Source organism: Pseudomonas sp. B21-012 (genome assembly GCF_024749305.1).
Classification (GTDB): Bacteria; Pseudomonadota; Gammaproteobacteria; order Pseudomonadales; family Pseudomonadaceae; genus Aquipseudomonas.
In genome coordinates this window covers 4,927,071-4,939,934 of record NZ_CP087197.1, presented here as the reverse complement: position 1 = coordinate 4,939,934, position 12,864 = coordinate 4,927,071, and the positions used below count along the sequence as shown (strand labels likewise).

The window sequence follows — 12,864 nt, the reverse complement described above, 5'->3', positions numbered from 1 at the left end:
AGTGTTTAAAGCATCGCGGGTTCGCCGCGCTCCTGTGGGAGCGGGCTTGACCCGCGACAGGTCCTAGCTCATTTTTTCTGTTCGGCCTGCGGGTCATAGACCCGGGTCAGGTCGCCGCCCAGGCGGAAGCTCTTGAACGGCTGCATGTCGTGCTTGCGCCCGAGCACGTCGCTGTTGCAGCTGTAGAGGCTGCACCAGGGCTCGAGCCAGGCGTATTTGCTGTCGATCTTGAGGTCGTCCATGTCCTGTTTCTCGCCGTTCTTTGCCTTGAACGGGCTCGGGTCTTTCGAGCCCGACAGCACCCGCTCACCCAGGCGTTTGAGTGCGCCGTTGTTTTCCGGGCGCACATCGACACCATTGGCCTGGGCGAAGCTGGCGATCATCGCCAGCGGCGGCAGGGCGTAGTTGTGGTAGGCCAGGGCGCGCTGCTTGCGCTTGAGCTCGTTGGGCAAGAAGCCCTGGGCGTCGACCTGGTTGGCGGCCACGCGGTATTCCTTGATCGACCAGTCGAACAGGTCGCGGCGGTCGGTGGCGACGGCGGTAGCCATCACCGACCAGGCCGCCCAGTAGGAGTGGTTGTTGATCTTCTCCAGCGGCAGGTCGCTCCAGTCCTTGATCACCTGGTCGGCCAGGCGCCCGAACCATTTCTCGATCAGTTCGGCCTGTTGTTGGTGCGCCGCCAGCGGCTGGGAGTTGGAGAACTTCAGGCGCAGCCAGGCCGAGCTGAGGCTGCCCAGCGCCCATTTGCGCATCGACTTGCCGGTGTGGTTGTAGTCGGTGGACATCAGCGCATCGGCGCTGGCCCAACTGCTCAGCCACTCCAGGGTGCAGTCGAGCTGCTGCGGGCGGCCATCGCGCATGTACTGCATGACCTGTTTGCTGACTCCGCGCTCGAGGGTGGTGATGCTCGCGGTGGAGTCGCGAAAAGCCTTTTCCGAGGCTTTGTTCAGGGTTGCGCGGGCCTTGTCCGAGCCTTCGTACTTGCTGCGAAACTGCAGCTTGTCGGTGTAGGGCGTGGGGATGGCTGCGCATTTGAAGTCACTGTCGCCGGTCTTGAGCTTTTCGATCCCGGCGTAATAGCCCTGGGGAGGGACCAGCCCGGCGGCGTGCGCGGCCGGGCCGAACAGGGCCAGCGCCAGTGCGAGCGCTGCTACAGGGGATGTGCTGAAATTTTTCATAGGCGCCTCACTTTCGTTTGCACAGCGTGGCTTCGACTTTCTGGCTGCCGCTTTGCGGCCCCTGGACTTCGACGGCGAGCAGGGTCTGGGCGGCCCAGTCCTCATCCTCGCGCAGCTCGAAGGCAAAGCGGCCATCGGTGTCGGCGGTTTCCGGCTTCTCGATCTTCAGGTCTTCGTGGCGGCCGTTCATGTACCAGAGGGTGGCTTGCAGGGTCTTGACCGACTTGTCTTCGAACTGGATATCCAGTTGGTGGCGGCCGTTGGTCAGGTCCTTGATCACGCCGTTACGGCCGTTGACCATCAGCTCGTTCTTGCCCGGCTTGAGCGCGGTGCTGGCGCTCATCTGCGCAGGCTTGCCTTCGCAGCCGTTGTCGACCAGGGCGAGCATCTGTCGCCAGATGGTTTCCTGGTCGAGGCGGTACAGCGGCGAGAATTCCCAGATGAGGATCTTCGGCGGGTTGTTCTGGAAGTCTTCGCTGCCCAGGTACTGGATCATCGAGCCTTCCAGGCCGCCGCCGGGGAAGGCGACGTTGAGCACGTCGGCGCCGATGTACTGCTCAAGGAAGCCCGAGAAGTTGTAGTTCTTGCCGCTGTGGCTGGTGCCGACAAGGGTGATCTGCGGGTTGCCGGAGTCGCCGAACAGGTCGTCGCTGCCGCTCTCGCCCTTGGGCTCGGTGACGAACTGGTCCATGTACTGCACCGCATAGCTGGTGCCGCACAGCTGCCCGGCGACGTTATGCAGGGTGCCGGTCTTGCCCATGCGCCCGGACTTGTGGCTCTCGAACTCACGCTTGGGTACGTCGGCGAAGGCCGGCATCTTGTGCACGCTGTCGGCGACGATTTTTGCCGCGCGCTCGGCGCCGTACGGGGTCCAGTGCTGGTCGCCACGGAAGTAGAAGTCCTTGCCCTGGTCGGCCGCGGCCAGTTGTTCGTTGGTCAGCGGCGACAGGTCGGGCACGGTGTAGCCCATCTGGCTGAAGCGCCCGAGCATGGCCTGGTAGTTGTGCAGCGCCTTGGCGTAATTGAACGCGGCCTTTTCGGCCGGCTTGAGCATGTTACGGTTCACCAGGCCGCGGGTCGGCTGGTAGACGATCACCAGTTCCACGCCCTTGGCCTTGAACGCATCGTGCAACTGCTGCAGGCGCCGGTAGCCGGCCGGGGTGGTGTCGAATTCGGTGCGCAGGTCTTCGCGGGTGCGGAACAGCCAGTCGCCCTGGGCTTGCACCAGGGTGGTGAAGTTCTGCTGGTAGCGGGTGGTGTAGCGGCTGGCGTCGTGGGCTTGCGGGCACAGTTGGCAGCACGGCTCGGCGGTGAAGTCCGGTGCCTGGACCTGTTCGGCCGAGGCGCCGGCGCTGATGGCCAGCAGGGCAGTGGCGAGGCCGCAAAGGCTCAGCAGCTTGGTCAGTTGTGGTTGCATAGGATTGGCTTCCTCAGTCCAGCATTTCGGTCTGGCGCTCGACCGGATCGATCAGCACGGCTTTGCCCTGGCGCACCATCAGGTCGAGAATCTCGTCCTGGCGATCGCCCAGTACTCCGGAAAAACTGATGCCGCTGGCCTTGCTCGGCGCCAGCATCGAGACCCGGTACAGCTCCACGCTCAGCGGCGAATCGATCGACAGCGGGCCGCTGCCGTTGGCCGCCAGCTCACCGCCGACGACGATCAGCGAGACCTTGGTGTCGAACGGGTCGAGGGCGATGTCGCGGTCGGTCTCGGACAAGTCCTTGATGTGCCCGTAGACGCCTACCAGGCCGTTGGCCATGGCGACGTTTTCGTACAGGCGGATGTTGACGCTGTTGCGCACGCGAATGCCGTGGCGGCGGTTGCTGATCAGCTTGTTGCCCCAGATCAGGTTGTCGCCGCTCTCGTACAGGGTGATGCCGTCGGTGTGGTTGCGGTAGATCTCGTTGTAGGCGATCAGGTTGTTGACGCTGTTACGGTCGATGACCACGCCCGAGAGCTTGTTGTCGTAGCTCTTGTTGTTGATGATCCAGCTGTCGTTGACCTCGCGCGAAACGATGATGCCGTGCTTCTTCTTGGTCCCGTACACGGTGTTGCCGGCGATGATCAAACGGTGCGAGCGGTCGTGGGGGTCGATGCCGTAGACGATGTTGTCGCGGTAGGTGCTGTCCTTGACCACGAAGTCGCTGGTTTCGTAGCAGTAGAAGCCGTACCACATGTCGCTGAACTCGGAGCCGATGATCCAGCCGGTGGGTTCCGGGCGGCCCATCTGCTTGGCCATGTTCGGTGTGTACTGAGAAATGCTCACGCCGTAGGACTTGCTCTTGGCATAGCCGAAGCTGGCCATCTTGCTGTTGACGATGTAGGTCTCGGTGCCGCCCCACGACAGCAGGAACGGGCGGAATTCCTTCGGCGAGCGGAAGGTCGCCGGGCCGTTGTCTTTCTCGCGCCAGCCAGTCACCCGGGTGTCGCTGACGAACAATTTGCCGTCGTTGACGATGAACGCGCCGCCTTCCTGGGACAGGCGCAGTTCCTTGACCTTGGCGTCGATCTCAAGCACGCCTTTTTGCCCGACCACGATCGGCAGGCGCGCCAGGTACACCCCCGGCGCGGTTTCGCGCAGGTACTGGCTGGGCACCTGCTTGCTCAGCTCGGTGAAGTTCACATGGCCGTCGTCGATGAATATCGCCTGGGGGATGCCGTGCTGGCGCGCTACCCATTCGGCCATCTTGTTGTCGCCGCCGATGAACTCCTTGAGGCTGTTTTCCTGGAGCATGCGCCGCACCGAGACCTTGCCCTTGTGCGAGCGGTCGATCTTTTTCTGCACCGCTTGCGCGCTATAGCCGGATAGCTCGGGCAGGGTCGGCGCCGGGATCTGCAGCGGCTCGATCGGCGCGCTGCTGACCGTGTAGGTCTTGGCCTGCTGCAGCTCCTTGGCCACCGGCGTCGGCGCCTGGCCGTTGGCCAGGGCGATGCTGCTGGCCAGCAGCAGGGTGCCGGCCAATAAGGCGTGGAGCTTGTTCGGTTGATGGCTCATTTGATTGCACCCCAGGCGTCAGAAGCGCCAGATCACGTCGACGAAAGCGCGGTGCATGTAGGAGTCCGCTTCCTTGCCATAGGCATCACCGGGCTTGAACACGCCGCCACGAAAGCGCACCAGCGCCGACGGCTCGTCGATCGACTGGCTCAGCGCGGCGGGCAACAGGCCCTGCTTGAAGTACTTGGTGACCACCAGGTCCATCTCCTGGCCGAGGTCTTTCTCGCCCTGGATCAGCGGCCGGTTGATGCCGTTGTCCTCGACCACGGCGTTGATGCCGCTGCTGCCGATGTTCTGGTCGCCATCGACGCGCCAGAACTTGTGGTAGATCAGGCTGGCGTCGTAGTCGTCGCGCAGTTGCCAGGAGGTGAACAGGGTCGCCGCCTGGACATTGCCCAGTTCGCCACGGAAGGCCTCGCCGAAGCGGTGTACGCGCGAGCGGGTGCCGGTGAAGTTGGAGCGGTTGCTCTCAAGGCCGGTCTGCTCGTAGTTGCCTGAACCGTCGCTACCACCGCCGCCGCTGCCGCGGGCATAAGCGGCGCCGACCTGCCAGTTGGGATCGAGGCGCAGGCGGATACCGAGGTCGGTGGCCCAGGCATTGACGTCGCCGCTCTGCTTACCGCTGGCCACTTGCTCGCCGTTGACCGTGGTGGTGTTGAGGCTGTCGCGATCGCCGCTCAGCCAGGTCAGGCTGCCCCAGTAGTTGACGCGGTTCTGGTTGCGCCAGTTATAGGCGTCGCTGTTGGCTTCCAGTCCCAGCCAGGTGAGGTCGCCGGTGCGGGTCTTGTCCAGGGCGTCGACGGTTTCGCCGGGATTTTTCAGCTTGCCGTCGTCGTGGGTGTGGTGGGCGCGCAGGCCGACCCAGTGCCCGGGCGTCCACTGCGTGGCAACGTCGCCGTAAATGTGCAGGCGGTCCTTGTCTTCCGGCGCCAGCTCGGTGAGGTCGGTACGGTACTCGCTGAAGCGCTCGGCCACGCCCAGGTTGGCGCGCAGCAGGGTGGTGTCGAAGGTCCAGTTCAGCGCTTCGATGTTGGTGTCGCGCCACATGCCGTCGTCGTTGCGCAGGCGTTGGCGGCCAAAGCGCAGTTGCTCGCCGGGGTAGGCGGTCAGGCCGCTGTAGCCGACCCAGAACTCGCGCATGGCCAGGTAGCTTTTATCGGCTTCGCGGCCATGGGCGCGGCCGCTGTCGGACTCGGCCTCATCGCCGGACTGGCGCAGGGTGTCGGTCTCGATGATGTCGCTGGCGGCCACCGCCTGGCCCATGGCAAAGGCGCTCCAGTTGCCGCGCTCGCCGTACACCCAGGGGCGCAGGTCCAGGCCCAGGCCGTTGACGTCGCCGCCGGAGCGGGTACCCAGGTCGCGGTCGTCTTCGGACTGGCCGGTGATCTTCACGTCCAGGCCGAAGTTCTTTTCAGCGGTCATTGCCGCCAGGGTCGGGCACGACCAGAGCAGGGCGAAGCCCAGGCCTACGCCTGCTTTCATCCACGGATTGAGTGTCATAGGGAGTCCTCGCCTTGTTCGGGTTGCGCTTGGGCCTGCAGGGCCAGGGCATCGGCACCCGGGCCCATGGCGCCACGGGCCTGGCGCTCTTGCTGCAGCAGGCGCTCGGCCTGGGCTTTTTGCGCGGGAGTGAGTTGCTGGTCGAGCTGGGCGGCCAGCTCGCGCGACTGATCGCTGGGGTTGGCTTGCGCCAGTTGGCTGAACACCCAGGCGTTGACCAGGTCCTGGCGAATGCCGTGGCCTTCGCTGAACAACTGGGCCAGGGCGTAGTCGGCGCTGAGCTGGCCGCCGCGGGCAGCGCTGAGCAGATGATCGACGGCCTTTTGCGGGTCAACGCTGCCCAGGTAACCGCGGCGATACAGCTGACCCAGGTAGTAATGGGCGCTGACTTCGCCGGCGTTGGCGGCTCTGAGCAAATGAGTTTCGGCCTTCTGCGCATCAGCCGGCACGGTCTTGCCTTCGTAGTACAGGCGGCCCAGCAGCAGTTCGGCGCGCGGTTGTTCGGCGGCGCGGCCCTTGTCGATGTATTCCATCAGCTTGTCGGTGTCGCCAAGCTCCGGGAAGTCGTAGAGCAACTGCGCCAGGCTGACCCAGGAACCGGGGTTGACCGGCGCCACCTGCTCAAGCAGGGCCTGGGCGGTTTTCTCGTCGGTCTGGCCGAGGCTGCGGTCGGCCAGGACGCGGGCCACGCTGTCGACCCGGGTGGCCGGGATTGCACCGCGCTGGTAGGCGCTTTTGACTTGCTCGAGCAGCGCCGCTTGCTGCTCGGGCTGGGCGCGCTTCTGGTAGACGGTGGCCAGTTCCACGTAGCAGATGTCAGTGCTGCTCAGCGCCGCTTTGCAGATGCGCTCGACCTCGTCCAGGTGCTGGTCGTAGCTGTCCTGGGTGCGGTACAGCAGAATCTGGGCCAGGCCGGCTTCGGGGTAGCCGGCGCTGCGCCACGTGTCGATCTGCTGCTGGGCGTTGGTGCCGGGGAAGCTCTGCGGGTATTGCAGGTAGAGCATCGCCAGCGGGATCAGGGTGTTGCCCTCGCCATTGGCGAAGGCTTTTTTCAATAGGGTTTCGGCTTCCTGGCGCTCGGCTTCGCTGGCGTCCGGCTTGGCCGCCAGCAAACGGCCGAGGCGGGCCTGGGCGCGCGGCGAGATATCAGCGGCGGCGCGGTAGGTGGCTTCGGCCTCCTTGAGCTTGGCCGGGTCGCGGGTTTCCACCTGGATATCGGCGAGGCCCACCTGGGCTTCGCTGTAACCGAGGTCGGCGAGCTGGCGGTAGTTCTGTTCGGCCAGGGCGGTGTCGCCGCGCTTGAGCGCTTCATTGGCCAGGCGCTGGTCGGGCAGGCCGGCACAACCGGCCAGGCTGATGGCCAGGGCCAGGCTGCACAGGCTGTAGGAATAGGCTTTCATGGGCAGATCCTCTTAGAGCCCACGGGCCACGGCTTTATCGATCAGCCAGTCCAGCGACGGGCCTCGATTGCTGTCTACCGCCACCGGGCGGCCGGCCAGTTCGCTGGGCAGCGATTCGTCCGGCTTGATCTGCACGCGGATGTCCGAGGACAGGTCTTCGCTGTTCAGGCTGCTACTGCTGACGATCTGCCCGGTACGGGTCTGCTCTTCGCCAGCGACGGTGAAGTGCACGCGCGAGCCTGGTTTGACGTCGTCGAACTGGCGGTAGCTGAAGCGCGCTTCGACCGTGGGAATGGTGGTGCGCGGGACCAGCTGGAAGATCACCTGGCCCTTGCTTGCATACTGGCCGTCATCCACCAGCTGGCGGGCGACCACGCAATCGCAGGGGCTGGTCAGGGTGCCGCTCATCTGTTTGCCGAACAGCTCCTCGACCTTGGCCGGCTCCAGTTGCTGGTCATCCAGGTGGCCCTTGAGCATGTCCAGCATGCTGGTGCTGAACGAGGCCAATGGCGCGCCCTTGACCACCTGGCCGCCGCTCTCCACCAGGCCCTGCACGGTACCGTCGCGGGGCATGGTGACGTTGCTGGACGGCACGCTGACCACCCCGGCCTGGGCATGGCTGACGAAGTACAGGCCGTATACCGACTTGGCGATAAAGCCGAAGGCGGCAACGCCAACCACGAACACGCCGAGGCTGAAGGTCACCGCCCGCAAGCGGCCGAAGGCGCTCATCCCGCCGCTGGCGTCTTTCTGTTTGCGCGCCTTGGTGAAGTTGTCGCGCTGCAGGGTACTGAGTACGTCGCCGATGGTGATCAGTTCGCCCGACAGGTGCGAGGTGATGATGTGGCGCAGGGTGGCGATGTCGCGGGGTTCGAGGTTCTGGAACTGCACGCCGGCGCGGCCGCTGGAGGGGTCGAAGGAGCGCACCTGGAACTCGATGTCCATGGCCAGGCCGAGCTTGTCGACGGTGAACTGCAAGCGCCCGCGCAGCACTTCGCCGACTTTCAACGGGTGCTTGGCATGGAAGCTCAGGCCGCCGGCGGAAAGGTCGTCGACCTTCACTTCGAGGGTTTCGCGGTTCTCCCCCAGGTAGCGCAGCTTGGCCGGGATGCGTACCCGGGCGTGCTGGCGCTGGGCTTCGGACTCATGCACGACATTGACGTTCACGGCGGTATTCATGGCGATTTGTTCCTGTTTAATCCAATCGGGTTCCGGCTCACACGACCATGAACAGCACAGCAATGAAGATGCTGGCTGCCGAGAAGGTCATGGTCCGGGAGGACCAGGTGTTGAACCATTGTTGAAAGCTGGCGAGGTCGCGCTTGAGGGCAGTGGGCTGGCGGGTCCAGGACTGCTTGTCGAGGCGGAAGAACACGTAGATCTTCATGATCGCGCCGACGATCTGGTTGTAATAAAGAATCAGCGGGTAGGCCGGGCCGATGTTGTGGCCCGAGCACAACAGCATCAGGGTCAGGATCAGCCGGGTGATGCCGATCCACAGCAGGTACACCAGCAGGAACGCCGGGCCGAACTTGAGGCTGGCGATCACCGCGACGGTCAGGCCCAGCAGGCTGGTCCACATCGACACGCGCTGGTCGAACAGCACCACGCTGGTGAACAGGCCCAGGCGGCGGATGCCCAGGCCCAGGGCGCGGGAGTTCTGCCGCAGGTTGTTGCCGTACCAGCGGTACATCAGTTTGCGGCTGGCCTTGATGAAGCTCTTTTCCGGCGGGTGCTCGACCGTGTTGATCGCCGCGTCCGGCACGTAGAAGGTGTCGTAGCCCAGGCGCATGAGGCTGAACCAGCTCGACTTGTCGTCGCCGGTGAGGAACTTGAAGCGGCCCAGGCGCCAGTGCTGCAGCGAGTCGTTCTCGACGTCGGCGATGAACTCGGGGTTGGTCACCACGGCGGCGCGGAACACCGACATCCGTCCGGTCATGGTCAGCACGCGCTTGGACAGGGCCATCGAGCACATGTTGATGTGGCGCTGGGCGAAGCGCAGCTTGTGCCACTCGCTCATGATGTAGCCGCCACGTACTTCACAGAATTCGTTGGTGGTCAGGCCGCCGACATTGCCGAACAGCTTGAACCAGGGCACGGTCTTGCGCACCACGCCTTCGCCGAGCACGGTGTCGCCATCGATCACCGCGACCACGGCGTTTTCATCCGGCAGGTGGCGGGAGATGGCCCGAAAGCCGTAGGCCAGTCCGTCGCGCTTGCCGGTACCGGCAATGCGCACGAAATCGAGGGTTACGCGCTGCGGCGGGTTGTACTTCTCCCACAGGCTTTTCACCAGCAGTTCGTCGGACATTTCCACCAGCGAACAGACCACAGTGGTCGGGTAGCCGCAGTCGATCGCTTCGCGGATCACCGAGCTGTAGACCTGGGCGGTGGTCAGGGCATCGATGCGAAAACTGGTGACCATCAGGTACACATGAGACGGGTCGGCGGCGCTACCGAGCTTGCGCACCTTGCGCCGCAGGTAGGGGTAGACCAGGTAGAGAAACAGCATGCCGCGGACAAAGTGCGTGGCACCCATGGAATAGCGCCAGATGCCGACGGCGCCGACCAGGAAAATGAAGTCCTTCGAGTCGGGGTCGAAAATGGAGTTGGGCAAGGCCAGGGCGATCAACATGAGCAGGCTCACGTAGAACAGCCAACCGGCGACCTGTAGCAGGCCGTGCTTGAGCCTGTGCATGTTCTGCATCCGTATCGAATGGAAGGGGCGTTGATGGCGCGCGGGGCCGGGCGGCCCCGCGCAACCTGCGGGTTACCAGCAGATACCTTCGGTACGGCTGCTCGGGCAGGAGGCCTTGCTCATGAAACCGACCAGGTCGATGACCTGCTTGCCGGCGGGCGCCTGCTGGGCCAGGGCGCGAAACTTCTCGTCGCGGTTGCCCAGCACGATGACGTCGGCGTGGTTGATCACCTGCTCGAAGTCAGCATTGAGCAGCGACGATACGTGAGGGATTTTCGACTCGATGTATTCCTTGTTGGCGCCGTTGACCCGCGCATACTCGACGTTGCTGTCGTAGATGTTCAGCTCGTAGCCCTTGCCGATCAGGCGTTCGGCAAGCTCCACCAGCGGGCTTTCGCGCAGGTCATCGGTACCGGCCTTGAAGCTCAGGCCGAGCAGGGCGACCTTGCGCTTGTCGTGGCTTTCGATGATGTCGAAGGCGTTCTGTACCTGCGACTCGTTGCTGGTCATCAGCGAGTTGAGCAGTGGCGCCTTGACGTCCAGGCTGCCGGCGCGATAGGTCAGCGCGCGCACGTCCTTGGGCAGGCACGAACCGCCGAAGGCAAAGCCCGGGCGCATGTAGTACTGCGAAAGGTTCAGGGCCTTGTCCTGGCAGACCACATCCATCACGTCACGACCATCGACGCCGACCGCCTTGGCAATGTTGCCGATCTCGTTGGCGAAGGTAACTTTGGTGGCGTGCCAGACGTTGCAGGTGTACTTGATCATCTCGGCCACTTCGATGTCCTTGCGGATGATCGGCGCGTCGAGTTCTTCGTACAGCGATTGCAGAAGGTCGCCACTGGTCTTGTCCAGTTCGCCGATGACGGTCATGGGTGGCTGGTCGTAGTCCTTGATCGCGGTGCTTTCGCGCAGGAATTCCGGGTTGACCGCTACGCCGAAGTCGACGCCGGCTTTTTTCCCCGAGCAGTCTTCGAGGATCGGGATCACCACGTTCTTCACCGTGCCCGGCAGCACGGTGCTGCGTACCACGATGGTGTGGCGGCTGGATTTTTCCCGCAGTACGAAGCCGATTTCGCGGCACACCGACTCGATGTATTCCAGGCCCAGGTCGCCGTTCTTCTTGCTTGGCGTGCCGACGCAGATCATCGACAGGTCGCTGTCGCGAATTGCCGCGGCAAAATCGGTGGTGCCCCGCAGGCGGCCATTGTCGATACCCTGTTGCAACAGGGCTTCGAGCCCCGGTTCGACAATCGGCGATTTGCCTTGGTTGATCAGGTCGATCTTGGTGGTGGATACATCGACGCCAATCACTTCATGGCCACGTGCCGACAGGCAGCCAGCACAGACTGCACCCACATAACCCAAACCAAAGATGCTGATACGCATCGCATTCACCTCATGTGTTTATCACGCCGGCTCAATAAATAGAGCCAGACCGGGTTGATTAACCAGCAGTTATCGGGCACACGGAGGCGTGGCAGAAAGATGTCACTTCACCGTGTGCAGGCATATAAATATCAAGTGCAAAAGTCGTTGCACTTAAAGTTGGCAGCCAAAGGCCAATAATTATGGGCGTGCCCTGTTATGCAGCCGTCTTTATTGCAGATCGGTTACCCGAAACTGCAGTGCTTGTTCTTTCAAGTGAATAAAATCCTTTGAAATCAACCACAAGGACGATTTGTAGGGGCGCGTTTCTCCTGGGTTCAACTGTGGGTCGGGTGACCGACACTCAAGTCAAAGTTGTCTGGATGCACAATGACTGTGCGCTCCAATCAATGCTGTAGGTCATCTCTCACATAACGCTCGAGAATCGTTACGGGTGGTATGAGCGATGGCTGAAGGGATAAGTTCCGGGGGCGGTTCAGGGGCTGTGAAAGATTTTTTAATATTTTATCTGATGGCCATACTTTCACTTTGATAGCACTTGTCAGTTTCGTCCCTGTATATAAAGGACGAACTCGAGGTGGGATGTTTTTATGCCAGTACCGGAAAATTTTTTTCAAAATTCGTCAAAAAATTACGAACGGTCTTATGGCGTTTTGCGATAAAGCTAGAAGGGTGGTTTTTTGGCGCCAGGATTGTGGCGTATTTATCGCGGGACAAGTCGGGCCGCATCGCCGCTCCCACTCCGACGGGTAGGAGCGGCGATGCGGCGGCCCGACTTGCCCCGCGAAAGCTTTTACTCGTCCGCGTGATCGCGCAGAAACACCAGGTTGTCGGCCTTCGACAGCTCGGCACTGTAGTAGTAGCCCTGCACATCGAACTGCTTGAGCTGCTCGGGATCGTTGATGCGTTCCTGGATCACGAAGCGGCTCATCATGCCGCGGGCTTTTTTGGCGTAGAAGCTGATGATCTTGTACTGGCCGTTCTTGAAGTCGCGGAACTCGGTGTTGATCACCCGCGCCTTGAGGGCATTGCGCTTGACCGCGCTGAAGTACTCGTTGCTGGCCAGGTTCAGCAGCAGGTCGTCGCCTTGCTCGGCCAGGGCCTGGTTCAGCCACTCGCTGATGCGCGTGCCCCAGAAGGCATACAGGTCCTTGCCGCGGGCGTTGGCAAGCTTGGTGCCCATCTCCAGACGGTACGGTTGCATCAGGTCCAGCGGGCGCAGCAGGCCGTACAGCCCGGAGAGCATGCGCAGGTGCTCCTGGGCGTAGCTGAAGTCGTCTTCGCTGAGGCTTTGCGCGTCGAGCCCGGTATACACGTCGCCCTTGAACGCCAGCAGCGCCTGCTTGGCGTTGTCCGGGGTGAAGGCTGGCGTCCAGCTGCCGAAGCGTGCGGCGTTGAGCCCAGCGAGCTTGTCGGAGAGGTGCATCAGCTCGCTGATCTGCGCCGGCGACAGCTCGCGCAACTGCACGATCAGTTCCTGGGAATCATCCAGGTACTGCGGCTGGGTATAGCGCTGGGTTACCGGCGGGGTGTCGTAGTCGAGGGTCTTGGCGGGGGAAATCACCGTCAGCATCAGGTCGGCTCCTTTATTCGTGGCGCCGATTCTACGGGGCGGGGGCGGCGATCTCCAGCTATCAAGGCAATAGCCACAGACCATCCCGACACTTGGCGCTATAGTGCGCGGCGAGGAAAACGGAGAGCCC

Annotated in this window: 9 protein-coding genes; all 9 read right to left on the bottom strand. The window is 62.9% G+C overall.

The window, feature by feature from the left end; all coding sequences use genetic code 11:
* Positions 1-68 precede the first annotated feature (68 nt).
* A complete protein-coding gene (locus LOY37_RS22520; protein WP_258715748.1) occupies positions 69-1,178 on the bottom strand; it encodes a mannuronate-specific alginate lyase in 1,110 nt (369 codons plus the stop codon).
* 7 nt (positions 1,179-1,185) lie between these two features.
* Positions 1,186-2,595, bottom strand: coding sequence for an alginate O-acetyltransferase (locus LOY37_RS22515; protein WP_213603309.1), 1,410 nt, complete (start codon positions 2,593-2,595; stop codon positions 1,186-1,188).
* Positions 2,596-2,608: 13 nt separating this feature from the next.
* Positions 2,609-4,174 (bottom strand): mannuronan 5-epimerase AlgG, encoded by a 1,566-nt coding sequence (gene algG / locus LOY37_RS22510; RefSeq protein WP_258715747.1) that lies wholly within the window; start codon positions 4,172-4,174, stop codon positions 2,609-2,611.
* 18 nt (positions 4,175-4,192) lie between these two features.
* Positions 4,193-5,674, bottom strand: a complete 1,482-nt coding sequence (locus tag LOY37_RS22505) for an alginate export family protein (RefSeq protein ID WP_093379717.1) — start codon at positions 5,672-5,674, stop codon at positions 4,193-4,195.
* A complete protein-coding gene (gene algK, locus LOY37_RS22500; protein WP_258715746.1) occupies positions 5,671-7,074 on the bottom strand; it encodes an alginate biosynthesis TPR repeat lipoprotein AlgK in 1,404 nt (467 codons plus the stop codon). The genes LOY37_RS22505 and algK overlap by 4 nt, the downstream gene beginning before the upstream one ends.
* A gap of 12 nt (positions 7,075-7,086) precedes the next feature.
* Positions 7,087-8,253: an alginate biosynthesis protein Alg44 gene (locus LOY37_RS22495; protein ID WP_258715745.1), complete on the bottom strand. Its 1,167-nt coding sequence runs from the start codon at positions 8,251-8,253 to the stop codon at positions 7,087-7,089.
* Between the two features lie 37 nt (positions 8,254-8,290).
* Positions 8,291-9,781 carry a glycosyltransferase family 2 protein gene (gene alg8, locus LOY37_RS22490; RefSeq protein WP_195884980.1) on the bottom strand — a complete coding sequence of 497 codons (1,491 nt, stop codon included), beginning with the start codon at positions 9,779-9,781 and terminating at the stop codon, positions 8,291-8,293.
* Between the two features lie 63 nt (positions 9,782-9,844).
* Positions 9,845-11,161: a nucleotide sugar dehydrogenase gene (locus LOY37_RS22485; RefSeq protein ID WP_045197240.1), complete on the bottom strand. Its 1,317-nt coding sequence runs from the start codon at positions 11,159-11,161 to the stop codon at positions 9,845-9,847.
* Positions 11,162-11,954: 793 nt separating this feature from the next.
* A complete protein-coding gene (gene yaaA / locus LOY37_RS22480; protein WP_045197242.1) occupies positions 11,955-12,734 on the bottom strand; it encodes a peroxide stress protein YaaA in 780 nt (259 codons plus the stop codon).
* Between the last annotated feature and the right edge of the window lie 130 nt (positions 12,735-12,864).

Excerpts from the sequence above, each read along its gene's own strand:
- LOY37_RS22520 (WP_258715748.1), bottom strand. The coding sequence starts at position 1,178 with ATGAAAAATTTCAGCACATCCCCTGTAGCAGCGCTCGCACTGGCGCTG.
- LOY37_RS22515 (WP_213603309.1), bottom strand. The coding sequence starts at position 2,595 with ATGCAACCACAACTGACCAAGCTGCTGAGCCTTTGCGGCCTCGCCACT.
- algG (WP_258715747.1), bottom strand. The coding sequence starts at position 4,174 with ATGAGCCATCAACCGAACAAGCTCCACGCCTTATTGGCCGGCACCCTG.
- LOY37_RS22505 (WP_093379717.1), bottom strand. The coding sequence starts at position 5,674 with ATGACACTCAATCCGTGGATGAAAGCAGGCGTAGGCCTGGGCTTCGCC.
- algK (WP_258715746.1), bottom strand. The coding sequence starts at position 7,074 with ATGAAAGCCTATTCCTACAGCCTGTGCAGCCTGGCCCTGGCCATCAGC.
- LOY37_RS22495 (WP_258715745.1), bottom strand. The coding sequence starts at position 8,253 with ATGAATACCGCCGTGAACGTCAATGTCGTGCATGAGTCCGAAGCCCAG.
- alg8 (WP_195884980.1), bottom strand. The coding sequence starts at position 9,781 with ATGCAGAACATGCACAGGCTCAAGCACGGCCTGCTACAGGTCGCCGGT.
- LOY37_RS22485 (WP_045197240.1), bottom strand. The coding sequence starts at position 11,161 with ATGCGTATCAGCATCTTTGGTTTGGGTTATGTGGGTGCAGTCTGTGCT.
- yaaA (WP_045197242.1), bottom strand. The coding sequence starts at position 12,734 with ATGCTGACGGTGATTTCCCCCGCCAAGACCCTCGACTACGACACCCCG.